Origin of the sequence: Cupriavidus sp. TMH.W2 (assembly GCF_050847365.1) — a bacterium.
Classification (GTDB): domain Bacteria; phylum Pseudomonadota; class Gammaproteobacteria; order Burkholderiales; family Burkholderiaceae; genus Cupriavidus.
The window spans coordinates 1301571-1324897 of the sequence record NZ_CP193792.1 but is presented as its reverse complement, the minus strand read 5'-3'; the positions used below and the strand labels follow the sequence as shown (position 1 = coordinate 1324897).

The window sequence follows — 23327 nt, the reverse complement described above, 5'->3', positions numbered from 1 at the left end:
AGACTTACAGACGCTCCTTAAAGTTCGATTAGCAAACATTTCCACATTGCGAAAAAAGTACGCAATACATCACGTTCGCTATCGAACCACGGCGCGCTTGACCCAAGCGCAGTCCGATTCACCTTGCTACCCCTTGGTAACGACGCCGCCAATACGGGAAAGTCGCTTGCTATATCGGCATCCATCGTTACATGTTGAAACAGAATTCACTATGAGAGAAAACGCGCGAACCCGCTGACCGGTTCACGTTCCGTGGTCAGCCGGTTTGCAATGGCCTCCGGATCGGCAAACCCCAGCGACATGCCGCACACCACCATTTCCTCGGGCGGCAGCCGCAGGTGACTGGCAATGATCTTGTGGAACTGTGTGAACGCCGCCTGCGGGCAGGTGTCCAGCCCGCGCGCCCTGGCGGCGACCATGATGCTTTGCAGGAACATGCCGTAGTCCAGCCAGCTGCCCTGCTCCATGATGCGGTCGATGGTGAAGATCATCCCCACCGGCGCGTCGAAGAAGCGGAAATTGCGCGCGTGCTGTTCGTGCATGCGGGCCTTGTCCTCGCGGCTGATCTCCAGCAGGCCGTACAGGTCCCAGCCCACCTTGCGCCGCCGCGACAGATAGGGATCGGCCCACTCGCGCGGGTAGTACGGATACTCCTCCAGGTACTTGCTGTCGCGCTCCGGGTCCTCGTAGGCGGCCAGCACATCGGCGCACAGCTTCGCCTTGGCCTCGCCGGACAGCACATAGACACGCCACGGCTGCGCGTTGGTGCCCGAAGGTGCGCGGCTGGCCACGGCCAGGATCTCTTCGACGGTGCGGCGCGGCACGGGCGTGTCGAGAAAGGCCCGCACCGAGCGCCGCGTGAGGATCGCACGATCCACGCAGTCCGCGGCGTCCTGCGAACCGAGCTGCATCTCGTGGGACATCTTGTTCATCTCCTGTTGCCCCGCCTACCCTTGCACCCCCGTCGCCACCAATGGCAGCAGCGCCTCGCGCAGCGCGCCCGGGAGCGGTACCGGACGGCGCGTGGCGCGATCGACATAGACGTGGATGAAATGCCCTTGCGCCGCGGCGATCTCGTTGTCGCCGCTGAAGAGCCCGACTTCATAGCGTACGCTGGACGTGCCCAGCCTGGCCACGCGCAAACCCGCTACCACGGTCTCGGGGAAGCTCAGCGAAGAGAAGTAGTTGCACTGCGTCTCGATCACCAGCCCGATGGTGTCGCCCGAAGCGACATCGAGCACGCCCTGCCGGATCAGGTAGGTATTCACCACGGTGTCAAAATAACTGTAGTAGACAACGTTGTTAACGTGGCCATAGACATCGTTGTCCATCCAACGCGTGGTGATCGGCTGGAAGTACGGATAGGCACGGCGCGATTCGGCTTGCGGTTTCATGGGGCGGGAAAGAGACAGGACGCGCAACAGGACGGAATAGGAATACTCTGAAACAGCCGCATCAGCGGAACGAACGCGCGGCGGCTAGCGGCGGATGACAAGCGCAACACCAAGCGCCGCAAGCACCATGCCCGCGGCGGCCAGCGGCGGAAAGCGCTCGCCGAACAGCAGCCAGGCCATTACTGCGGTGGTGGGCGGCGTCAGGTACATCAGGCTCGACACCTTGGTCGCCGCGCCCTGCCTGATCAGCAGGAACAACAGTGAGATCGCTCCGATCGACAGTGCCACCACCGACCACGCCAGCGCGCCCAGCATGGCGGCATTCCACTGCACCACACGGGTTTCGAACAGGAACATAAACGGCACGCACGCCAGCGCGGCCGCGGCAAACTGGATCACCGAGCCCATGCGCAGGTCGAATACCGGGCAGAAGTGCCGCTGGTAGACCGTGCCGACGGTGATGCTGAGCAAGGCACCGCCCGCCAGCGCCAGGCTTGCCGGCGTCAGCCCGCTGGCCCCCAGCTTGTTGGCCACCACCAGCGCCACGCCGGCGATGCCCAGCAGCAGGCCCAGCCACTGGCGCGCGCCGATGCTCTCGCCCATGCGCGTGGCGATCGCCGCGGTCAGGACCGGCTGCATGCCGACGATCAGCGCCGACACGCCCGCCGGCATGCCAAGCTTGATCGCGGCCCACACGCCGCCCAGGTAGCCCGCCTGCAACAAGAGGCCAGCCACGGCGATATGCCCGACCGCGCGCCAGTCTGTCACCGCCGTGCCTGGCCGGCGCGGCAGCGGCACGCGCGCCAGCACCACGAACGGCACCATCAGCACCAGCACGCCGGCAAAGCGCAGGAACAGGAAGGTCATCGGCTCCGCATACGGCATGCCGTATTTGGCAACGATAAAACCCGTGCTCCAGATCAGCACGAACAGCCACGGCATCGACGTCACCCACAGCGTGGCGCGAGGGCTGGTCACGGCTGCGTGGCCTGACTTCATCACATCGCTCATGACGCCACCGCCAGTTGTGCGCGGCGCGCGTGATACTGCGCGGCGAGGCGCACGGTCTGCGCGTGCACGGCGACAGTGTCTTCGATCTGGTTGCCATAGCCGCCGGCCATCGCCACCGCCACCGGCAACTGGCGAGCCTGCGCGGCATCGAACACCAGGCGGTCGCGCCGGGCCAGGCCTGCCGTGGTCAGCCTGAGCCGGCCAAGACGATCGCCCTCATGCGGATCGGCGCCGGCCAGGTAGATAATCAACTCCGGCTCGAAGCGGCTGAACAGCGTGTCCAGCGCGGCCTGCAGCGCCTGCGCGTAGGCATCGTCGTCACAGCCGTCCGGCAGGCCAACGTCCAGGTCGCTGGCTTCCTTGCGGAACGGATAGTTCTTCTCGCCGTGCAGCGACAGCGTGAACACCGATGGATCGCCCTGCAGGATCGAAGCTGTGCCGTTGCCCTGGTGCACGTCCAGGTCGATCACGGCCACGCGGCGCACCGCGCCGTCGCGCTGCAGCACCCGTGCCGCGATGGCGGCATCGTTGAAGACGCAGAAGCCGCCGCCCTTGTCGGCATAGGCGTGGTGCGTGCCGCCTGCCAGGTTCACGGCGATGCCTTCGCGCAGCGCCGTCCGGCAGGCCTCGATGGTGGCGCCCGCCGAGCGCCGCGAACGCTCCACCATGGCTTCGGACCACGGAAAGCCGATCTCGCGCTGGCGCGCAGCGTCAAGCGTGCCGGCCGAAGCTGCCCGCACATATTCTGCCGTGTGCGCCAGCAACAGCGCATCGTCGCCGGCGCGCGGGGCCTCGGCCAGACACAGGCCCGGCACCTGCGCCGTGACGGCATCGCGCAGCATGCTGTACTTGCACATCGGGAAGCGGTGCCCGGGTGGCAAAGGCAGCACAAAGTGGTCGGCATAGAAGGCGAGCATGGAGTGGCCTGGCGATTCTGTTCACGTCTTGTTGGATTCCCGGCGCCGGCCAGCCGTGCGGGCGCGGGCAGCCTGCGATGGTAGCACCCCTGCACCGCCGTCGCCCGGAGGGCCCCCGGATGGCGCCGCAGCCACTTCCCCGGCGCGTCTGCAACAGCCTCTTGTGCATCGCACAAAATCCGCTTGACATTGCATCCGGCGTCCCTAAAATGGGAATTGTTGCGGCGCATCAAACAAAGAAATGCGCCTGAACCTACCCACGCGCCTGGGCTGGCCGAAGCGGGCTCAACACCGTCACGGTCCTGACATCTAGGTGGCTTAATTTGCTTGACCTTGAAGTTCACCACTGGAGACCAGCAATGATCCTCACCCCGGAACAAGTTGCAGCAGCACAAAAGGCCAACCTCGAAACGCTGTTCGGCCTGACCACCAAGGCATTTGAAGGCGTCGAGAAGCTCGTCGAACTGAACCTGCAGGTCGTCAAGACCACGTTCGCAGAAAGCGTTGACAACGCCAAGAAGGCGCTGTCGGCCAAGGACGCGCAGGAACTGCTGGCCATCCAGGCCGCAGCCGTGCAGCCGGTCGCAGAAAAGACCCTGGCCTACACCCGTCACCTGTATGAAATCGCTTCGGAAACCCAGAGCGAGTTCACCAAGGTAGCCGAAGCCCAACTGGCCGAAGGCTCGAAGAAGGTGCAAGCCCTGGTCGACAACTTCGCCAAGAACGCCCCGGCCGGTTCGGAATCGACCGTAGCCATCGTGAAGTCGGCGATCTCCGCTGCCAACAACGCCTACGAGTCGGTGCAGAAGGCGACCAAGCAAGCGGTCGAAATCGCTGAGACCAACTTCCAGGCTGCTGCCACGGCTGCCACCAAGGCTGCCCAGCAAGCCAGCGCCACGGCCCGTACGGCCACGGCCAAGAAGACGACGGCTGCCTGATAGCTGTCTCTGTTGAAGATGGACCGGCTGCGGCCGGTCCGTTGGCAAAGCATATCGACGCCTCGCGTTTGCGGTGTGTTTTGCCAACGATGAAGGTAATGCCTGACCGAGTTGCACCGGCGCTGCCTTCTCTGCCGATGTCTCCTCGGTACCGCGGTCTCCTAGTCCAACGTATCGTTAAGCCCGACCTCCAGAGGTCGGGCTTTTTTTGGTTCAACGAGGAATTCCAGGAAATCCCTGTAGCGGCCGGGACGGGTCCCAGAGCGGGACGCCTTCTTCATGAATGGTCCTTGTGCTGCTTGCTGCTCACTGTTACCGACAACACATCCAGGTCGAAGAACGGGCTGTCCGCCGGAGGCGGAGGCAATCCTGCCCCCCAGCCGGCGATGGCATGCTTGATGTACTCTGCCATCTGCTCGTCGGCAACGTCCCTGGGCTGGTCGATTGTCACGACATAGCGGCGATTGCTCATGGCGGATCCTTTATGGCGCCAATGACCGGCAACCATGTGGTCAGTATAGGCTTCGAGGGTATTGGGCGGCTCCGCCGCTACAGGCACCCTGGCCGCGACACAGACGCGTCGTGGCAGCCAGGACCCGTGGACGCCGAAGAAATCCCGGCGGTTAATTGCGTAATAGCCCAAGAAAAAGCCCGCCAATCCAGGCGGGCCTTTCTGTTTGCAGCAACCGGCGCTCAGCGCTTGCGCGGCGGCGGCACGTCCGTGCACGTGCCCTCGTAGATCTCCGCCGCCATGCCGATCGACTCACCCAGCGTCGGGTGCGGGTGGATGGTCTTGCCGATATCCACCGCATCGGCCCCCATCTCGATCGCCAGGCAGACCTCGCTGATCAGGTCGCCGGCATGCGTGCCGACGATGCCGCCGCCGATCACGCGATGGGTTTCCTCGTCGAAGATCAGCTTGGTGAAGCCTTCGTCGCGGCCGTTGGCGATGGCGCGGCCCGAAGCCGCCCAGGGGAACACGCCCTTGCTGTACTTGATCCCCTTGGCCTTGCACTCGTCTTCGGTCACGCCGGCCCAGGCCACTTCCGGATCGGTAAAGGCCACCGACGGAATCTGCTTGGCATCGAAGTAGGCCTTCTCGCCATGTGCGGCTTCTGCGGCCACGTGCGCTTCGTGCACGGCCTTGTGCGCCAGCATCGGCTGGCCGACCACGTCGCCGATCGCGAAGATATGCGGCACATTGGTGCGCATCTGCTTGTCGACGTCGATAAAGCCGCGGTCGGTCACGGCGACGCCGGCCTTCTCCGCGCTGATGCGCTTGCCGTTGGGCGAGCGGCCCACCGACACCAGCACCAGGTCGTAGCGCTGCGGCTCGGCCGGCGCGGCTTCGCCTTCGAACTTGACGTAGATGCCATCCGGCTTCGCGTCCACCCCGACGGTCTTGGTCTTCAGCATGACCTTGCCGAAGCGGTCCTTGTTCTTCTTTTCCCAGACCTTGACCAGGTCGCGGTCAGCGCCGCCCATCAGGCCGTCGAGCATTTCCACGACGTCGATATCGGCACCCAGCGTGCTGTACACCGTGGCCATTTCCAGGCCGATGATGCCGCCGCCGATAACCAGCATCTTGTTGGGCACTTCGGGCAGTTCCAGGGCGCCGGTCGAGTCGACGATGCGCGGGTCTTCCGGGATGAAGGGCAGCTTCACCGCCTGGCTGCCGGCGGCGATGATGGCCTTCTCGAAGCGGATCACGGTCTTCTTGCCGGTCGAGCGCTTGCCCTCGCCCTCGGTCAGCTCGACTTCCAGGTGGTGCGGGTCGAGGAAGTTGCCGATGCCGCGCACCACCTGCACCTTGCGCGCCTTGGCCATGCCGGCCAGGCCGCCGGTCAGCTTGCCGACCACCTGGTTCTTGTAGTGACGCAGGCCGTCCAGGTCGATCTTGGCTTCGCCGAACAGGATGCCGTGGGCGGCCAGCGCCTTGGCTTCGTCGATCACGGCGGCGTTGTGCAGCAGGGCCTTGGACGGGATGCAGCCCACGTTCAGGCAGACGCCACCGAGCGTGCTGTAGCGCTCCACCAGCACGGTGTTCATGCCCAGGTCGGCGGCACGGAATGCGGCCGAATAGCCGCCGGGGCCGGCGCCCAGCACCAGCATTTCGCACTGGATGTCGGCGCCGCCGCTGTGGCTGGCGGCCGCGGGTGCAGGTGCCGGGGCTGCGGCGGCCGGCGCAGGGACCTGGGCCGGAGCCGGGGCTTGCGCGGGCGCCGGGGCGGCCGCTGCCTGCTGGGCCTCGATGGTGCAGATCACCGCGCCCTGGCCGACCTTGTCGCCCACCTTGACCTTGACCTCGACCACCTTGCCGGCGGCCGACGAGGGCACGTCCATGCTGGCCTTGTCGGACTCCAGTACGATCAGGGACTGTTCCACTTCGACCGTGTCGCCGGCCTTGACCAGCACCTCGATCACTTCCACCGCGTCGAAATCGCCGATATCCGGCACCTTGACTTCGATCACACTCATGTTTGCTCCTCTATGCGCGCCTGCCTTTCGGCTTCAGGGCGCGCCGTCGTTGTTGGTTGCCGTGCTGCCGGGTGCCGCATTGCCGCTCGCCGTACCGCCAGCCGCCGCCGGGGCATCGCCCTGGTGCAGTTGCACGGTATGGACCTCGATCGGACCCGCCGAACTCTTGTCGAACTCAACGCCCGCATCGACGCCGATGCGCGCGATCTCGCCCGCATCCAGGTCCGGCCGGTCGTACACCGCATGCATCGCGCCCAGCGCATAGTTGCGGCCCGAGCCGATGCCCCAGAAGCGGTCGAACGAAAACACCTCGCGGTACGAGTAGACGCCGAAGATACCCGCCGGATTGGCGATCAGGCATACGATCTGCGACGACTCGTAGGGATCGTCATCGTCTTCCTTGGTGTTGACGAAGTAGTCCGACTTCAGCTTCTCGTGCACCTTCAGGAAGGTACGGAACACGTCGTCGCGCGAGCCCAGCCGGCACTCTTCGCCCAGGCCCGCCAGCAGCGTGCGCATGACCGGGAAGTGCGCCGTGGTCCCGGCCAGCGCGATAAAGCCGTCGCCCACCGGAAACACCTTCTGGTTGCGCTCGTAGGCGCGCGACAGGCGCGTATCGCCGAACGTGACCAGCGCGTCCGCGGCGATCGCCACTTCGGCGCCCTTCCTGACGACCACACAGGTAGTCATGGCTCGCTCCCGGTTGCGCGTGGTGCGCCGGGCGGGCCAGGCTGTCGCCCCGCCCGCCCGGCGCGACCCCGCTTACAGCAGGATCCGGCGGAAGTCCGCCAGCAGTTGCCCGAAGTACGTGTTGAAGCGCGCGGCCTCGGCGCCATCGATGACGCGGTGGTCCCACGACAGCGACAGCGGCAGCGTCAGGCGCGGCACGAACTGCTTGCCGTCCCAGACGGGCTTCTGGAACGACTTGCACACGCCCATGATGGCCACTTCCGGCGCATTGATGATCGGCGTGAAATACGTGCCGCCGAGTCCGCCGAGCGACGAGATCGAGAAGCAGCCGCCCTGCATCTGGTCCGGCTTGAGCTTGCCGTCGCGCGCCAGCTTGGCCAGCTCGCCCATTTCCTGGCTGATTTCCAGCACGCCCTTCCTGTCGGCATCCTTGATCACCGGCACGACCAGGCCGTTCGGGGTGTCGGCGGCAAAACCGATGTTGAAGTATTTCTTCAGCACCAGGTTGTCGCCGTCCAGCGACGCGTTGAAGTTCGGGAACTTCTTCAGCGCCGCGACCGTGGCCTTGATCATGAACGCCAGCATCGTCACCTTGATGCCGGACTTCTCGTTTTCCTTGTTCAACTGGACGCGGAAGGCTTCCAGCTCGGTGATGTCCGCTTCGTCATGGTTGGTGACGTGCGGGATCATGACCCAGTTGCGGTGCAGGTTGGCGCCCGAGATCTTCTTGATGCGCGACAGGGCCTTGCTTTCGATCTCGCCGAAGCGGGTGAAATCGACCTTCGGCCACGGCAGCAGGCCGAGCTCGCCACCACCGGCGCCAGCCGCGGCGGCCTGCGCGGGCGCGGCGGCCTGGCCGGTCATCACGCCCTTGACGTAGTTCTGCACGTCTTCCTGGGTGATGCGGCCCTTGGGGCCGGTGCCCGGCACGCGCGACACGTCCACGCCCAGCTCGCGCGCGAACTTGCGCACCGAGGGGCTGGCGTGGGCGGCCTTGCCGGTTGCGCCAGCGGCGGCCGGCGCGGCAGCAGGCACAGCGGCCGGAGCCGGGGCGGCTGCGGGGGCCGGCGCCGGTGCTGGCGCGCTGGCGGCAGCGGGAGCCGGTGCGGCGGCGGGCGCGGCGGCAGCCGCAGCGGCGCCTTCCAGAATCAGCAGCAGCGTGCCTTCGGACACGTTGTCGCCAACCTTGACCTTGACTTCCTTGACCACGCCGCTTTGCGGCGAGGGCACGTCCATGGTGGCCTTGTCGGATTCCAGCGTCACCAGCGCGTCTTCGGCGTTGATGGTGTCGCCCGGCTTCACATGGACTTCGATGACGGGCACGGCGTCGTAGTCGCCGATATCGGGCACCTTGACTTCGATGGTGCCGCCACCGCCGGCGGCCGGGGCTGCTGCCGGGGCGGGAGCCGGTGCGGGGGTTGCGGCCGCGGGCGCCGGAGCCGGGGCCGGCGCTGCGGCAGCTGCGGCAGCGGCAGCGGCAGCCGGTGCGGCGGCGGGCTCGTTGGCCGCCTCCAGCATCACCAGTACCGAGCCTTCGGACACGTTGTCGCCTACCTTGATGCGGACGTCCTTGACCACGCCGGCCTGCGGCGAGGGCACGTCCATGGTGGCCTTGTCGGACTCCAGCGTCACCAGCGCGTCTTCCGCGTTGATGCTGTCGCCGGGTTTCACATGCACTTCAATGACGGGAACGGCGTCATAGTCGCCGATATCCGGCACCTTGATTTCAATCGCTTGACTCATTCAGTGTCTCCTGGGCAGGCCGGCACGCGCGACGTCCGCAAGCGGCGAGATTACCTTCGCCGCCCGCTTCTGTCACGCCGCCATGCCGCATGGCGCCGTCCGGCCTCTGGCCGGGGCGCCCGCGGCACGGCGCTGCCGTACTGCGGGGGTTGGTGCAGGCTGCCGGATCAGACCGACATCGGGTTGGGCTTGTTCGGGTCGAGGTTGTACTTCTTGATGGCCTCGGCAACCTTGTCGCGGCCGATCGCACCCTCGTCGGCCAGCGCCTTGAGCGCGGCCAGCGTGACCCAGTAGCGGTCCACTTCGAAGAAGTGGCGCAGCTTCTCGCGCGTATCCGAGCGGCCGAAGCCGTCGGTGCCCAGCACCACGTAGCGGCGCGGCACGAACGGACGGATCTGCTCGGCGAAGGCGCGGATGTAGTCGGTGGAGGCGATCACCGGGCCGCGCGCCGACTTCAGCTTCTGCGCGACAAACGCTTCGCGCTGGGTCTCGGCCGGGTGCAGCAGGTTGAAGCGCTCGGCGGCCTGGCCGTCGCGGGCCAGTTCGGTGAAGCTCGGGCAGCCCCACAGGTCCGACTCGACGCCCCAGTCTTTCTTCAGCAGGTCGGCGGCGGCGATCACCTCGCGGAAGATCGTGCCCGAGCCCAGCAGCTGCACGCGCGGCGCGTTGCTGTTCTCGACGCCCTTGCGGAACTGGTACATGCCCTTGACGATGTCTTGCTCTACGCCAGCCGGCATTTCCGGATGCTCGTAGTTCTCGTTCATCACCGTCAGGTAGTAGTAGACGTCTTCCTGCTCGGCATACATGCGGCGCAGGCCGTCCTGCATGATGACCGCCAGTTCGTACTGGAAGGTCGGGTCGTACGAGATGCAATTCGGGATCACCGCGTGAAACACGTGCGAGTGGCCGTCTTCATGCTGCAGGCCTTCGCCGTTCAGCGTGGTGCGGCCGGCGGTGCCGCCCAGCAGGAAGCCGCGCGAGCGCATGTCGGCGGCGGCCCAGCACAGGTCGCCGATACGCTGGATGCCGAACATCGAATAGTAGATGTAGAACGGGATCATCTGCACGCCGTGCGTCGAGTACGACGTGGCGGCGGCGATCCAGTCGCACATGGCGCCGGCTTCGTTGATGCCTTCCTGCAGCACCTGGCCAGTCTGCGACTCCTTGTAGAACATCAGCTGGTCGTGATCTTCCGGGACGTACTTCTGGCCTTCCTGGTTCCAGATGCCGACCTGGCGGAACAGGCCTTCCATGCCGAAGGTGCGCGACTCGTCCGGGACGATGGGCACCACATGCTTGCCGATCTGCTTGTCTTTCAGCAGCGTGTTCAGGATCCGCACGAAGGCCATGGTGGTGGACACTTCGCGGCCTTCGCCAGTGGCCTTGAGCAGGGCTTCGAACGCCTTCAGCTCAGGCACCGGCAGCGCCTCGGCCTTCTGGCGGCGGGCCGGCAGGTAGCCGCCCAGGTTCATGCGCGCCTGGCGCATGTATTCCAGTTCCTTCGAGCCTTCCTCGAAGGTGACGTAGGGCACGTCTTCCAGCTTGTCGTCGGCGACCGGGATGCTGAACTGGTCGCGGAACTTGCGGATCGCGTCCACCGGCATCTTCTTCTGCTGGTGGGCCACGTTCATGGCCTGGCCGGCGTCGCCCATGCCATAGCCCTTGATGGTCTTGGCCAGGATCAGCGTGGGCTGGCCCTTGTGCTCGCTGGCAGCCTTGTAGGCGGCATAGATCTTGTGCGGGTCGTGGCCGCCGCGGTTCAGGCGCCAGATATCGTCGTCGGACCAGTCCGCCACCATCGCCTTGAGCTCAGGCGTGTTGAAGAAGTGCTCGCGCACGTAGGCGCCGTCCTTGGCCTTGAAGGTCTGGTACTCGCCGTCCACGCATTCCATCATGCGCTTCATCAGCAGGCCCTTGGTGTCGCGTGCCAGCAGCGAATCCCACTTGCTGCCCCAGACCACCTTGATCACGTTCCAGCCCGCGCCGCGGAACTCGGACTCCAGCTCCTGGATGATCTTGCCGTTGCCGCGCACCGGGCCGTCCAGGCGCTGCAGGTTGCAGTTGATGACGAAGACCAGGTTGTCGAGCTTCTCGCGGCCGGCCATGCCGATCGCGCCCAGCGATTCCGGCTCGTCGGTCTCGCCGTCGCCGAGGAAGGCCCAGACCTTGCGGTCGCCGGCCTTGGCCAGGCCGCGGCTGTCCAGGTACTTCATGAAGCGGGCCTGGTAGATGGCCATGATCGGGCCCAGGCCCATCGACACCGTCGGGAACTGCCAGAAGTCCGGCATCAGCCACGGGTGCGGGTATGACGAGATGCCCTTGCCGTCCACTTCCTGGCGGAAGTTGTCGAGCTGGTCCGGCGTCAGGCGGCCGAGCAGGAAGGCGCGCGAATACACGCCCGGAGCCGAGTGGCCCTGCACGAAGACCAGGTCGCCGCCGCTCTGTTCAGACGGGGCGCGCCAGAAGTGGTTGTAGCCGACGTCATACAGCGTGGCCGCCGACGCGAACGACGAGATGTGGCCGCCGACGTTGGTGTGCTTGTTGGCGCGCAGCACCATCGCCATGGCGTTCCAGCGGGTGTACGAGCGGATCCGGTGCTCGATGTCCTGGTCGCCGGGGATGCGGGCCTGCTGCTCTACCGGAATCGTGTTGATGTACTGCGTCTCGGCATGGAACGGCTGCGTGACGCCGTTCACGCGTGCGTATTCGATCTGCTTGTCGATCAGGAAAGCGGCGCGCGACGGGCCTTCGGCGGCCAGGACGCCCTGCAGGGCGTCGAGCCATTCATGGGTTTCCTGGGGATCGGCGTCGTTGGCGCTCGAGGCGCCGAGAATCTGCTCTGGTACGGCGGACATGACTGTCTCCTGGGTGAATTCTTTGCTTCCGCGCCCGCGCTGGCAGCGCCCGGACACGCTCTACGTATGACTCGCACCGACTTGCGGATTCCGGCGCCATGCTGCCTTGCATCGGGGCCGCCGCCGGGAAACCTGTTCCGGTCTCTCCGCGCGGCAGGCGCATGGCTACCGCCCGCATTCTTGGGTCGAAGCGATTCTATGGAAGGCGAAAGTCCAACACAAGGGAAATTTTCAAATTGCGGTATCGTTTTTTATAATGTGGAATTATGTGGCAGTGCACAAAGAATCCCCGGCAGACGCGCCTGCCCTGTGTCACAAGCCCGCCTGCCGCAGCAGGCGCCGCCGGGATTTCATTGGCGCTTTCCCCAAGCGACGCACCGCAATAATCTCGGTACACTGGCCGGTCAGCCGTCAATCCCTCCCATGCCGTTTTTCAGCCGCCTCGATCGTTTTTTCCGCAACCTGCGTGCAGCCGTGCTTCCCTCCGACGTGTCGGGTACAGCCAAGGCGGCGGGCGGCGACCCCGCGCACGGCCCGCACGCGCCTTCGCCGGCGGCCGGACTGGGTCCGGTCGAGGTGCTGGGCCCCGATGACGGCGCCCCGGTAGCGCCGCCGCGCGGACTGTGGTGGCTGCGCTGGCGCAACCTGGTTGCCACCAGCTGGTTCATGTTCATCCCGCTGGTTGCCATCGTGCTCTTCACGGTGGCGATGGGCGTGATCCTGTGGTCGCTGCACGAGACCGAGCGCCAGCAGCAGCGCGACGCGCTGTACCGCGACGCCGCCTGGGCGCAGCAACGCGTGCGCCTGTCCCTGCTGAGCAACCAGGACCAGCTGGCCTCGCTGGCGCGCGATATCGCCGCGGCGCAACTGGAGCAAGGCGCCTACCGCACCGCGGCGCAGGAAATCCTGCGCGAGAACCCCGAGATCGTCTTCATCAACTGGCTCGATGCCACCCGGCACGGCCGCTGGTCGCTGCCCTCGACCTCCGAATTCGCCAGCCGCCTGCGCGAAAACCAGGACCAGCCGCTCGAGCCCGAAGTGCTCGACACCTTCGACGCCGCGCGCGAGACCCAGCGCGTGGTCTACTCGCGCCCGCTGGTCAACGAGCGCGGCGACAGCTTCATGCTGATGGAAGTGCCGATCGTGCGCGACAACGAGTTTCTCGGCACGCTCGGCGCGCTGTACTCGATCAACGGCATCCTGACCCACCTGCTGCCGCCCGAGCTGACCGAGCGCTACCGCTTTTCGCTGATCGACAAGAACAACCAGACCCGCGCCAGCACCTCGCTGCGGCCGGTGCCTGGCAATGCGCTGTCGTACGAGGTGCTGCTGGATCCGCCGGGCCACTCGCTGTCGCTGCGCGCCGATGCCTACCCGCCGCCGTCGAACCTGCCCAACAACATGCTGCTGTGGCTGGTGGTGGGGCTGTCGTGCTTCCTGCTGTGGAGCCTGTGGAGCATGTGGCGCCATACCAGCCGCCGCTCCGAGGCGCAGCGCGCGCTGCTGGCCGAGACCTCGTTCCGGCGCGCGATGGAAAACTCGATGCTGATCGGCCTGCGCGCGCTCGACCTGAACGGCCGCATCACCTACGTCAACCCCGCCTTCTGCCGCATGACCGGCTGGCAGGAGAACGACCTGGTCGGGCGCCTGCCGCCCTTCCCCTACTGGCCGCCCAATGACCAGCAGGAGATGCAAAAGCAGATCGACCTGACGCTGCAGGGCAAGTCGCCCGCGGGCGGCTATGAGATGCGCGTGATGCGCCGCGACGGCAGCAGCTTCTATGCGCGCATGTACGTGTCGCCGCTGGTGGACAGCCGCGGGCGCCATACCGGCTGGATGAGCTCGATGACGGACATCACCGAGCCCAAGCGCGCGCGCGAGGAACTGGCCGCCGCGCACGACCGCTTCACCACGGTGCTGGAAAGCCTGGATGCCGCGGTGTCGGTGCTGGCCACCGACAAGGCCGAGCTCCTGTTTGCCAACCGCTACTACCGGCAGCTGTTCGGCTGGGAGGCCGAAGGACACCTGAAGCTGGCCGGCGACGAGCTCGACAAGGACCAGGTGTCGAGCGACAACACCGATTACGTCGATGCGTACGCCGGCCTGCCCGCATCCGAGCTGATGCCGTACGCGTCCGACGCGCGCGAGGTGTTCGTGCCGGACATGCAGAAATGGTTCGAAGTGCGCCGCCGCTATATCCAGTGGGTCGACGGCCACCTGGCGCAGATGCAGATCGCCACCGACATCACCGTGCGCAAGGCCGCCGAGGAAATGGCGCGCCAGCATGAAGAGCGGCTGCAGTTCACCAGCCGCCTGACCACCATGGGCGAGATGGCCTCGTCGCTGGCGCACGAGCTGAACCAGCCGCTGGCGGCGATCAACAACTACTGCATGGGCGCGGTGGCGCGGCTGCATTCGGGCCGCAGCACGCCGGAGGACCTGATCCCGGTGCTGGAGAAGACCTCGGCGCAGGCGGTGCGCGCCGGCACCATCATCAGCCGCATCCGCGGCTTCGTGAAACGCAGCCAGCCGCAGCGGCGCGAGGCCGCGCTGCATGACATCGTCGCCGACGCGGTGGGCCTGGCCGACCTGGAGGCAACGCGCCGCCGCGTCACCATCCTGACCCGCCTGCCGACGCCGCCGCTGACGGTCTATGTCGACCCGGTGCTGATCGAGCAGGTGCTGGTGAACCTGCTCAAGAACGCGGTCGAGGCCATGGCCGGCCTGCCCGCCCTGCGCGCCGGCGGCGTGGTGCGCCTGCACGCGCGGGTGGAGCCGGGCGAGATCGGCGACAACGTCCATATCGACGTGATCGACCAGGGCCCGGGCGTGGACGAGGCCACCAAGGAGCGGCTGTTCGAACCCTTCTTCAGCACCAAGTCCGACGGCATGGGCATGGGGCTGAACATCTGCCGCTCGATCATCGAGTCGCACCAGGGCCGCCTGTGGGTGGAGAACAACGTCGACGGCATCGGCTGTACATTTAAGATCATGCTGCCGCTGCAATCGGCGCTGGCCGAGCCGTAAGCCGGACCCCAGGCCTCTGTTGCCGGGGCCTTCGCGCCCGGACCTGCCCAGGAATTCCAGAAAATGCCGGCCGCCCCATTTCCCCCATGTGGGGGGCCTGTCTCGCCACAGAGGGTCGCTGCCGGTTACACTTCGCAGCAATGAATTGTTGTCCCCAGGAGACTCCATGACCGCAACGCCAAACCCCACGCCCCACCGCGGCGAGACCGTATTCATCGTCGACGACGATGAAGCCATGCGCGACTCGCTGACCTGGCTGCTGGAGGGCAATGGCTATCAGGTGCGCAGCTTCACCAGCGCCGAGCAGTTCCTCGCCGCCTACGATGCCAGCCAGGTGTCCTGCCTGATCCTGGACGTGCGCATGCCCGGCATGAGCGGCCCGGAGCTGCAGGAGCGCATGCTGGCCGAGCACATCGACATTCCCATCGTCTTCATCACCGGCCACGGCGATGTGCCGATGGCGGTATCGACGATGAAGCGCGGCGCGATCGACTTTATCGAAAAGCCCTTCGATGAGTCCGAGCTGCGCGCGCTGGTCGAGCGCATGCTGACCAAGGCCCGCGCCGACCACTCCACCGCGCGCGAGCAGCGCGCCGCCAAGGACCTGCTGGGCAAGCTGACCACGCGCGAGCAGCAAGTGCTGGAGCGCATCGTGGCCGGCCGCCTGAACAAGCAGATCGCAGACGACCTGGGCATTTCCATCAAGACCGTTGAGGCGCACCGCGCCAACATCATGGAAAAGCTCAACGTCAACACCGTCGCCGACCTGCTGCGCCTGGCGCTGTCGCGCAACAGCTGAGCGGCTGGCGCCTGCCCAGCCTTGTCCGGTGCGGCCCACAGCCGCACCGGCTGCCGTCCCCGCGCGCCGTCCGGTGCAGCGCCTTCCTGCCGCTTCCTGCTTTCCCCGTCAGCCGTTCAGGCATTCCTCGTCCCGGACTGTAACCACCCATTGTGGCCGATAGACCACAGCCATCAGCACCACCGCGCCCAGCCAGGGACAGCAAGGCCGGCAAGGGACCGGACAACAGGCACGCGAGCGTGGTGTGCATGCGGCCGACGCTACCGGCGCCGCCGCGGCGCTGCCCTTGCATCCGGTCAAGCTCCGTGCGGCAAGCCCCAGGCAACCTTTATAATTCCGCCTTTGGCCCATCCCGCGCCCTGGCGCGGGGCGGCGCTTCCACCCTCCCGGCCACAAACCCGCCTGCCTCCATGCCTGCCCAACTGATCGACGGCAACGCCCTTGCCAAACACATCCGCTCCGAAGCCGCCCTGCGCGCCGCCCGCCTGACCGAGCGCGGTCACCGGCCCGGCCTGGCCGTGATCCTGGTCGGCGAGGACCCGGCCAGCCAGGTTTACGTGCGCAACAAGGTCAAGGCCTGCCAGGACAACGGCTTTCATTCTTCGCTCGACCGCTACCCGGCCGACCTGTCCGAGGCGGAACTGCTGGCCCGCATCGACGCACTGAACCAGGACCCGAACATCCACGGCATCCTGGTGCAGCTGCCGCTGCCCAAGCATATCGACAGCCACAAGGTGCTCGAGGCGATCGCCCCGGAAAAGGACGTCGACGGCTTCCACGTGGCCAATGCCGGCGCGCTGATGACCGGCGCCCCGCTGTTCCGCCCGTGCACGCCCTACGGCTGCATGAAGATGCTGGAATCGGTCCAGTTCCCGCTGCGCGGCGCCCGCGCCGTGGTGGTGGGCGCCTCCAATATCGTCGGCAAGCCGATGGCGATGCTGCTGCTGCAGGCTGGCGCCACCGTCACCATCTGCAACAGCAAGACACGCGACATCGGCGCCCACACCCGCGACGCGGATGTGGTGGTGGCCGCGGTCGGCAAGCGCAACCTGATCACGGCCGACATGGTCAAACCCGGCGCGGTGGTGATCGACGTGGGCATGAACCGGGACGACAACGGCAAGCTGTGCGGCGATGTCGACTTCGCCGGCGTGCGTGAAGTCGCGGGCTACATTACACCGGTGCCGGGCGGCGTCGGCCCGATGACCATCACCATGCTGCTGGTCAACACGCTGGAAGCCGCCGAGCGCGCCGCCGGCTAAGGCCCCCGGCGCACCTGCGGCGCACGATAAGCCACCCGGGGCACTGGAAAATCCGGCGCCCCGGCCCAATCTGCGGGATTATTGCCTGACCGAGGCCAGCCAACCGAGAACACGCCATGGACCAAGCCGCCAACGCTACCAATCCTCTGCTGGACTTTTCCGACCTGCCCCGCTTTGCCGAGATCCGGCCCGAGCACATCAGCCCGGCGCTGGACGTGCTGCTGGAGCGCGCGCAGCAGGCCGTCGCCCGTGCCGAAGACCCCGCCACCCCCGCCGACTGGGCCAACGCCGTGCAGGCGCTGGAAGCCGCCACCGAGCCGCTGGGCCGCGCCTGGGGCGTGGTCAGCCACCTGAGCGCGGTGGCCGATACGCCCGAACTGCGCCGCGCCCACGCCGAGAACCTGCCGCGCATGACCGAGTTCTGGTCCTCGCTCGGCCAGAGCCTGGCGCTGTACGACAAGTACAAGGCGCTGGCCGCCAGCCCCGCGTTCGCCGGCATGAGCGCGGCGCGCCACCAGTTGATCGAGAACGAGCTGCGCGGCTTCCGCCTGGGCGGCGCCGAGCTGCCAGAGGACAAGAAGCCGCGCTTTGCCGGGATCCAGGAGCAGCAGGCCCAGCTGTCCAAGGCCTTTTCCGACCACGTGCTCGATGCCACCAACGCCTACGGGCTGTACGTCGAGGACGAAGCCCGCCTGTCCGGGCTGCCCGACGATGCGAAGGAAGCCGCCCGCCACGCCGCGGAAAAGGAAGGCAAGGCCGGCTGGAAATTCACGCTGCATTTCCCCTCCTACTTCCCGGTGCTGCAGTACGCGGACGACCGCGCGCTGCGCCAGACCCTGTACGAAGCCAACGTCACGCGCGCCTCGGAGCTGGGCCTGCAGCACGGCCAGGGCCAGGCCGACTGGGACAACACCGCCAATATGCGCGAGCAGCTGGCACTGCGCCGCGAAGAGGCGCAGATGCTCGGCTACCAGTGCTACGGCGAAGTCTCGCTGGTGCCGAAGATGGCCGAATCGCCGGCCGAGGTGCTGAAGTTCCTCGACGAGCTCGCCGTCAAGGCGCGCCCCTACGCCGAGCAGGACTGGGCCGAGATGAAGGCCTTTGCCGCGACCGAGCTCAACCTGCCCGAGCTGGCGCCGTGGGACGTGGCCTATGCCTCGGAAAAGCTGCGCCAGCAGCGCTATGCGTTCTCCGAGCACGAGGTCAAGCAGTACTTCCCGGAAGCGAAGGTGCTCGAAGGCCTGTTCGGCGTGGTGCAGAAGCTGTTCTCGGTGCGCATCGAGCCCGAGCAGGCGCAGACCTGGCACCAGGACGCGCGCTTCTTCCGCGTCACCACGGCCGAAGGCACGCTGCTGGCCCAGTTCTACATCGACCTGTACGCGCGCGAAGGCAAGCGCGGCGGCGCCTGGATGGACGACGCGCGCGGGCGCAAGGTGCTGGAGCAAGGCGGCGTGCAGACGCCGGTGGCCTACCTGACCTGCAATTTCTCGGCGCCGGTGGGCGGCAAGCCCGCGCTGTTCACGCACGATGAAGTGATCACCCTGTTCCATGAGTTCGGCCACGGCCTGCACCACATGCTGACGCAGGTCGGCGAGCTGGGCGTGTCGGGCATCAACGGCGTGGAATGGGACGCGGTGGAACTGCCGTCGCAGTTCATGGAGAACTTCTGCTGGGAGTACGAGGTGCTGACCGGCATGACCCGGCACGTCGACACCGGCGAGCCGCTGCCGCGCGCGCTGTTCGACCGCATGCTGGCCGCCAAGAACTTCCAGAACGGCATGATGACGCTGCGCCAGATCGTGTTCTCGTCGTTCGACATGCACCTGCACACCGACTTCGACCCGGCCGGCGCCGCCTCGGTGCTGGACCTGTCGCGCCAGATCAACGACCGCGTGCACGTGGTGCCGCAGCATCCGCTGTCGCGCTGGCCGAACACCTTCAGCCATATCTTCGCGGGCGGCTATGCGGCGGGCTACTACAGCTACAAGTGGGCCGAAGTACTGTCTGCCGACGTGTATGCCGCATTTGAAGAGGCCGCGCAACTGTCGGGCACCGTGCTCGACAGCGAGACCGGCGCGCGCTACCAGCGCGAGATCCTGTCGGTCGGCGGCAGCCGCCCGGCGATGGACTCGTTCGTCGCCTTCCGCGGCCGCGCGCCGCAGATCGACGCGCTGCTGCGCCATGGCGGGATGACGGCATGAGTGCGACATTGCCTGCCAACGGTCCCCTGCGCATTGCTTCCTGGAACGTCAATTCCCTGAAGGTGCGCCTGCCGCAGGTGCTGCAATGGCTGGCCGAGCAGGACCAGGCCGGCGCGCCGGTCGACGCGCTGTGCCTGCAGGAACTGAAGCTGCCGGACGACAAGTACCCGCTGGCCGAGCTGGAGAACGCCGGTTTCCACAGCATCTTCACCGGGCAGAAGACCTACAACGGCGTGGCCATCCTCGCCCGCGACGCCAGCATGCCCGCCCCCGCCGACGTGGTGCGCAACATCCCCGGCTTCGACGACGCGCAGCAGCGCGTGATCGCAGGCACCTACGGCGACCTGCGGCTGGTCTGCGCGTACTTTCCCAACGGGCAGGCGCTGGACTCGGACAAGTTCGTCTACAAGCTCAAGTGGCTGGAGGCGATGACAGCCTGGCTGCGCGAGGAGATGCAGCGCTATCCCAGGCTGGCGCTGCTGGGCGACTTCAATATCGCGCCGGAAGACCGCGACGTGCACGACCCCAGGAAGTGGGAAGGCCAGAACCTGGTCTCGCCACAGGAGCGCGCCGCGTTTGCGGGGCTGGTGGAACTCGGCCTGGCCGACGCGTTCCGCAAGTTCGAGCAGCCCGAGAAGAGCTTCTCGTGGTGGGACTACCGCATGATGGCATTCCGCCGCAACGCGGGCCTGCGCATCGACCACATCCTGCTGTCGCCGGCATTGACCAGCGGCTGCAGCGCCTGCGTGATCGACCGCGTGCCGCGCAAGTGGGAGCAGCCGTCGGACCACACGCCGGTGGTCGCCACGCTTGACTGCCGCTGAACGCGCCCTGGCGCCGCGCGCGGGTTCAGGCAAGTCCGGACAAGCCCCGCTCGCACCGCGGCGCCGTGCCCGCTACACTGCGGGCATGAGCCACTCCACCCAGGCCATGTTCCGCCATCGCAACCTTCCTCACCTGCTGCTGCAAGCGCGCGAGACATTGCTGGCCGGCTTTCGCCCGATCCTGCGGCAGTTCGGCATCACCGAGCAGCAATGGCGCGTGATGCGCACGCTCAACGAACGCGAACCGATGGAGCCCAACCAGCTGGCCGAGGCCTGCCTGATCCTGAGCCCCAGCCTGACGCGCATGCTGGGCGGCATGGAAGACGCCGGGCTGGTCGAACGGACCCGCTCTGCCACCGACCAGCGCCGCCAGCTGGTCAGCCTGACGCCGTCGGCGCGCGCCATCATCGTGCAGATGGAGCCATTGATCGATGCACGCTACCAGCAGCTGGCACAGCAGCTCGGCGCCGAGCGGCTGACCGAGGTCTACCGCGCGCTCGACGCCATGCTGGCCGGCCTGGCGCCGCAGCAGAACCCGCCCGAATCCGCTGCCGCGCCACCGGCTGCGCGCGGCGGCGCGGCCGGCTGAGCCAGTTTCCTTCATTGCCGATGGCCCCGTCCCCTGCCGAATCCCTCCTGCCGCGCCTGTTCCCATGGAGCCAGCGCGTCGACAAGACCACGCTGCGCGCCGACCTGGTGGCCGGCCTGCTCGGCGCCGTGCTGGTGCTGCCGCAGGGGGTGGCCTTCGCCACGCTGGCCGGCCTGCCGCCGCAATACGGCATCTACAGCGCGGTGGTGCCGTGCATCGTGGCGGCGCTGTTCGGCTCGAGCTGGCACGTGATGTCGGGGCCGACCAACGCCAATTCGCTGGCGCTGTTCGCGATGCTGAGCCCGCTCGCGTTTGCCGGCAGCCCGGCCTATATCGGGCTGGCGCTGGCGGTCACCATCGTGGTGGGCGTGATGCAGCTGGCGGTGGGCACGCTGCGGCTGGGCTCGCTCGCCAACTTCATCTCGCCGTCGGTGCTGCTTGGCTTTACCTGCGGCGCGGCAACGCTGATCGGCCTGTATGCGCTCAAGGACCTGTTCGGGCTGGCGGTGCCCACCGGCACCAGCGCCTTCGGCGTGCTGCGGCACCTGTTCGAGAACATCGACACGATCAACTGGGGCGCGGTCACGGTAGGCGCGGTCACACTCGCGGTGACGCTGCTGTGCAAGCGGCTGTGGCGGCGCCTGCCGTTCATGCTGCTGGGCCTGCTGGCCGGCTACGGCATGGCGCTGCTGCTGAACCAGTCAGGCGCGGGCGGCACTCATCACGTCAACGTGGTCGGGCCAATCCCGTCGGCGCTGCCGCGCTTCCATCTTCCCGACGTGGACTGGCGCAAGCTGCCCGACCTGCTGGGCATCGCCTCGGCGCTGACCATCGTCGCGCTGGGCCAGTCGATCTCGATCGCCAAGGCGGTGGCGCTGCGCTCCGGCCAGCATATCGATGCCAATCGCGAGTTCATCGGCCAGGGCCTGTCCAATATCGCGGGCGGCTTCTTCTCCGGCTATATCTCGTGCGGCTCGCTCAACCGCTCGGTGCCCAACTTCGAAGCCGGTGCGCGCACGCCGCTGGCGAGCATGTTCTCGGCATTGTGGCTGGTGGCGCTGGTGGCTGTCAGCGCGCCGCTGCTGGCGCAGATCCCGATGGCGGCAATCGCCGCGATGCTGCTGCTGGTGGCATGGGGCCTGCTCGACATCGCGCGGCTGCGCCGCATCTTCACGCTCAGCCGCACGGAATTCGCGATCGCCATCGGCACCTTCGCCGCCACGCTGGTGATCCGGCTGGAGATGGCAGTGCTGCTTGGCACCGTGCTGTCGCTGGTGGCCTACCTGTACCGCACGTCGCGGCCGGCGGTGCGCAGCCTGGTGCCGGATGCCGACGATCCCGGGCGGCGCTTCACGCCGCTGGACGAGCTGCGCCGCCCGCAGCCGGAATGCCCGCAGCTGAAGCTGCTGCGCATGGAGGGAGCAATCTACTTTGGCGCCGTGCAGTACGTGACGGATCGCCTGCACTGGCTGCGCACGGTCAACGCCGGCCAGACGCACCTGCTGGCGATGACCAAGAGCATGAACTTCATCGATCTTGCCGGCGCCGAGATGTGGGAATACGAACTGACCGAGCGGCGCGCGCTGGGCGGCGACCTGTACTTCCACCGCCCGCGCACACAGGTGCTGCAGACCTGGGCGCAGACCGGCTTTGCCGACAAGCTCGGCGCCGACCATATCTTCCCGACCAAGCGGCAGGCGCTGCACACGATCATCGGCCAGCTCTCGCCGGGCATCTGCGCGCAATGCACGGCGCGGATCTTCGAAGAATGCGCGTCGCGGCCGGGTCCCCCGGCGGCGGCACAGCCCGCACGCGCATGAACTGAAGCGCCCGCACGCGCGAGCGCTCGGCAACGATGCGGCTGCAATAAAACTGAAAAAAACGGGGAAACCGGAATCTGCCTGCGCCGGCGGAGCCGGCTGGCACGCAAGGCCGGACGGCCCTACGCTCTGCTGCCTGACAACAGATGGGCGCCCGCGGCATGCCTGGGGCTGGCCGGGGCATCCATCCGCATCAGATCGGCGCCACGTGGGCGCGCTTGACGACGATTGGCTGGGGCGCGCCCTGCTCGATCAGCACCACGGCGGCGCGTTCGATGGTTTCGCGACCGGCGCGGAATGCTTCTTCCAGCGACAGTACCTGGTCGGCACTGAAGCCTTCCCACAGTGCTTCGCGTGTCACCACGCAAGTCACCTTCTCGCCATTGACAAGTGCCTGGAACAACAAGCCTTCGTTATTGATGTCGTAGCGCTCTTGCTCTTGGAATTTGATATCCATCGGTGCGGCCCTCCATATGCAAGTGGAGAAACATCCTAACATGGCTCCGGCAAAATCGTATGGGTACCACCCATGCGAATGCGCTCATTCGGAAGACCATCGCGGCTGCCGTTCGGTTCCATCCGCATGCAGCCTCGCACGCTGGTCACAATGCGGGCGGTTGCTGCGGCAACCGCATCAAACATTTGACAGCGCCAGAAATCATGCTAGAATCTCGTTCTTCGTTGGGGCGTTAGCTCAGTTGGTAGAGCAGCGGACTCTTAATCCGTAGGTCGAGTGTTCGAGTCACTCACGCCCCACCACCGAATACAAAAAGGCCGGA

18 protein-coding genes and 1 tRNA gene are annotated in these 23327 nt (G+C 66.7%); 9 read left to right on the top strand and 10 right to left on the bottom strand.

The window, feature by feature from the left end:
- Positions 1–209: 209 nt before the first annotated feature.
- The 4 genes from ACREYQ_RS06175 to ACREYQ_RS06160 all read right to left on the bottom strand — a co-directional run bounded on the left by ACREYQ_RS06175 (position 210) and on the right by ACREYQ_RS06160 (position 3322).
- Positions 210–932 carry a nitroreductase gene (locus ACREYQ_RS06175; protein ID WP_432259878.1) on the bottom strand — a complete coding sequence of 241 codons (723 nt, stop codon included), beginning with the start codon at positions 930–932 and terminating at the stop codon, positions 210–212.
- 15 nt (positions 933–947) lie between these two features.
- The gene (locus ACREYQ_RS06170; RefSeq protein ID WP_432259877.1) at positions 948–1394 is read right to left on the bottom strand and encodes an acyl-CoA thioesterase; all 447 of its coding nucleotides are present in this window, start codon (positions 1392–1394) and stop codon (positions 948–950) included.
- An 84-nt stretch (positions 1395–1478) separates the two neighbouring features.
- A complete protein-coding gene (locus ACREYQ_RS06165; RefSeq protein ID WP_432259876.1) occupies positions 1479–2405 on the bottom strand; it encodes a DMT family transporter in 927 nt (308 codons plus the stop codon).
- On the bottom strand, positions 2402–3322 hold the full coding sequence (locus tag ACREYQ_RS06160; protein WP_432259875.1) for a histone deacetylase family protein: 921 nt from the start codon (positions 3320–3322) through the stop codon (positions 2402–2404). Before ACREYQ_RS06160 ends, ACREYQ_RS06165 begins: the two co-directional genes overlap by 4 nt.
- A gap of 359 nt (positions 3323–3681) precedes the next feature.
- On the opposite strand from ACREYQ_RS06160, the gene phaP1 reads away from it, so the two are divergent.
- A complete protein-coding gene (gene phaP1, locus ACREYQ_RS06155) occupies positions 3682–4260 on the top strand; it encodes a TIGR01841 family phasin PhaP1 (protein ID WP_432259874.1) in 579 nt (192 codons plus the stop codon).
- Between the two features lie 277 nt (positions 4261–4537).
- On the opposite strand, the gene ACREYQ_RS06150 is transcribed toward phaP1, so the two are convergent.
- From ACREYQ_RS06150 to aceE, 5 genes are all read right to left on the bottom strand, one after another.
- Positions 4538–4732: a hypothetical protein gene (locus ACREYQ_RS06150; protein WP_432259873.1), complete on the bottom strand. Its 195-nt coding sequence runs from the start codon at positions 4730–4732 to the stop codon at positions 4538–4540.
- A 221-nt stretch (positions 4733–4953) separates the two neighbouring features.
- On the bottom strand, positions 4954–6738 hold the full coding sequence (gene lpdA, locus ACREYQ_RS06145) for a dihydrolipoyl dehydrogenase (protein WP_432259872.1): 1785 nt from the start codon (positions 6736–6738) through the stop codon (positions 4954–4956).
- A 33-nt stretch (positions 6739–6771) separates the two neighbouring features.
- Entirely contained in the window at positions 6772–7428 is a 657-nt protein-coding gene (locus tag ACREYQ_RS06140; RefSeq protein ID WP_432259871.1) for an MFS transporter, read from the bottom strand.
- 72 nt (positions 7429–7500) lie between these two features.
- Positions 7501–9171 (bottom strand): dihydrolipoyllysine-residue acetyltransferase, encoded by a 1671-nt coding sequence (gene aceF, locus ACREYQ_RS06135; protein ID WP_432259870.1) that lies wholly within the window; start codon positions 9169–9171, stop codon positions 7501–7503.
- Positions 9172–9338: 167 nt separating this feature from the next.
- A complete protein-coding gene (gene aceE / locus ACREYQ_RS06130) occupies positions 9339–12026 on the bottom strand; it encodes a pyruvate dehydrogenase (acetyl-transferring), homodimeric type (RefSeq protein WP_432259869.1) in 2688 nt (895 codons plus the stop codon).
- A 423-nt stretch (positions 12027–12449) separates the two neighbouring features.
- On the opposite strand from aceE, the gene ACREYQ_RS06125 reads away from it, so the two are divergent.
- The 7 genes from ACREYQ_RS06125 to ACREYQ_RS06095 all read left to right on the top strand — a co-directional run bounded on the left by ACREYQ_RS06125 (position 12450) and on the right by ACREYQ_RS06095 (position 22548).
- Entirely contained in the window at positions 12450–15053 is a 2604-nt protein-coding gene (locus ACREYQ_RS06125; protein ID WP_432259868.1) for a PAS domain S-box protein, read from the top strand.
- 166 nt (positions 15054–15219) lie between these two features.
- Positions 15220–15852 (top strand): response regulator transcription factor, encoded by a 633-nt coding sequence (locus tag ACREYQ_RS06120; protein ID WP_432259867.1) that lies wholly within the window; start codon positions 15220–15222, stop codon positions 15850–15852.
- A gap of 410 nt (positions 15853–16262) precedes the next feature.
- Positions 16263–17114, top strand: coding sequence for a bifunctional methylenetetrahydrofolate dehydrogenase/methenyltetrahydrofolate cyclohydrolase FolD (gene folD, locus ACREYQ_RS06115; protein WP_432259866.1), 852 nt, complete (start codon positions 16263–16265; stop codon positions 17112–17114).
- Positions 17115–17230: 116 nt separating this feature from the next.
- Positions 17231–19315, top strand: a complete 2085-nt coding sequence (locus ACREYQ_RS06110) for a M3 family metallopeptidase (RefSeq protein WP_432259865.1) — start codon at positions 17231–17233, stop codon at positions 19313–19315.
- Positions 19312–20139 (top strand): exodeoxyribonuclease III, encoded by an 828-nt coding sequence (xth, locus tag ACREYQ_RS06105; RefSeq protein WP_432259864.1) that lies wholly within the window; start codon positions 19312–19314, stop codon positions 20137–20139. The genes ACREYQ_RS06110 and xth overlap by 4 nt, the downstream gene beginning before the upstream one ends.
- A gap of 85 nt (positions 20140–20224) precedes the next feature.
- Entirely contained in the window at positions 20225–20728 is a 504-nt protein-coding gene (hpaR, locus tag ACREYQ_RS06100) for a homoprotocatechuate degradation operon regulator HpaR (protein WP_432259863.1), read from the top strand.
- 20 nt (positions 20729–20748) lie between these two features.
- Positions 20749–22548 (top strand): SulP family inorganic anion transporter, encoded by a 1800-nt coding sequence (locus tag ACREYQ_RS06095; protein WP_432259862.1) that lies wholly within the window; start codon positions 20749–20751, stop codon positions 22546–22548.
- 193 nt (positions 22549–22741) lie between these two features.
- Here the strand turns inward: ACREYQ_RS06095 and ACREYQ_RS06090 are convergent, their stop codons facing one another.
- Positions 22742–23005 (bottom strand): DUF1488 domain-containing protein, encoded by a 264-nt coding sequence (locus ACREYQ_RS06090; RefSeq protein ID WP_018006788.1) that lies wholly within the window; start codon positions 23003–23005, stop codon positions 22742–22744.
- A 226-nt stretch (positions 23006–23231) separates the two neighbouring features.
- On the opposite strand from ACREYQ_RS06090, the gene ACREYQ_RS06085 reads away from it, so the two are divergent.
- Positions 23232–23307, top strand: a tRNA-Lys gene (locus tag ACREYQ_RS06085).
- Positions 23308–23327: the final 20 nt, after the last annotated feature.

Excerpts from the sequence above, each read along its gene's own strand:
- ACREYQ_RS06150 (WP_432259873.1), bottom strand. The coding sequence starts at position 4,732 with ATGAGCAATCGCCGCTATGTCGTGACAATCGACCAGCCCAGGGACGTT.
- lpdA (WP_432259872.1), bottom strand. The coding sequence starts at position 6,738 with ATGAGTGTGATCGAAGTCAAGGTGCCGGATATCGGCGATTTCGACGCG.
- aceF (WP_432259870.1), bottom strand. The coding sequence starts at position 9,171 with ATGAGTCAAGCGATTGAAATCAAGGTGCCGGATATCGGCGACTATGAC.
- aceE (WP_432259869.1), bottom strand. The coding sequence starts at position 12,026 with ATGTCCGCCGTACCAGAGCAGATTCTCGGCGCCTCGAGCGCCAACGAC.
- ACREYQ_RS06175 (WP_432259878.1), bottom strand. The coding sequence starts at position 932 with ATGAACAAGATGTCCCACGAGATGCAGCTCGGTTCGCAGGACGCCGCG.
- folD (WP_432259866.1), top strand. The coding sequence starts at position 16,263 with ATGCCTGCCCAACTGATCGACGGCAACGCCCTTGCCAAACACATCCGC.
- ACREYQ_RS06125 (WP_432259868.1), top strand. The coding sequence starts at position 12,450 with ATGCCGTTTTTCAGCCGCCTCGATCGTTTTTTCCGCAACCTGCGTGCA.
- ACREYQ_RS06140 (WP_432259871.1), bottom strand. The coding sequence starts at position 7,428 with ATGACTACCTGTGTGGTCGTCAGGAAGGGCGCCGAAGTGGCGATCGCC.
- phaP1 (WP_432259874.1), top strand. The coding sequence starts at position 3,682 with ATGATCCTCACCCCGGAACAAGTTGCAGCAGCACAAAAGGCCAACCTC.
- ACREYQ_RS06095 (WP_432259862.1), top strand. The coding sequence starts at position 20,749 with ATGGCCCCGTCCCCTGCCGAATCCCTCCTGCCGCGCCTGTTCCCATGG.
- ACREYQ_RS06170 (WP_432259877.1), bottom strand. The coding sequence starts at position 1,394 with ATGAAACCGCAAGCCGAATCGCGCCGTGCCTATCCGTACTTCCAGCCG.
- ACREYQ_RS06110 (WP_432259865.1), top strand. The coding sequence starts at position 17,231 with ATGGACCAAGCCGCCAACGCTACCAATCCTCTGCTGGACTTTTCCGAC.
- hpaR (WP_432259863.1), top strand. The coding sequence starts at position 20,225 with ATGAGCCACTCCACCCAGGCCATGTTCCGCCATCGCAACCTTCCTCAC.
- ACREYQ_RS06120 (WP_432259867.1), top strand. The coding sequence starts at position 15,220 with ATGACCGCAACGCCAAACCCCACGCCCCACCGCGGCGAGACCGTATTC.
- ACREYQ_RS06165 (WP_432259876.1), bottom strand. The coding sequence starts at position 2,405 with ATGAGCGATGTGATGAAGTCAGGCCACGCAGCCGTGACCAGCCCTCGC.
- ACREYQ_RS06160 (WP_432259875.1), bottom strand. The coding sequence starts at position 3,322 with ATGCTCGCCTTCTATGCCGACCACTTTGTGCTGCCTTTGCCACCCGGG.
- xth (WP_432259864.1), top strand. The coding sequence starts at position 19,312 with ATGAGTGCGACATTGCCTGCCAACGGTCCCCTGCGCATTGCTTCCTGG.
- ACREYQ_RS06090 (WP_018006788.1), bottom strand. The coding sequence starts at position 23,005 with ATGGATATCAAATTCCAAGAGCAAGAGCGCTACGACATCAATAACGAA.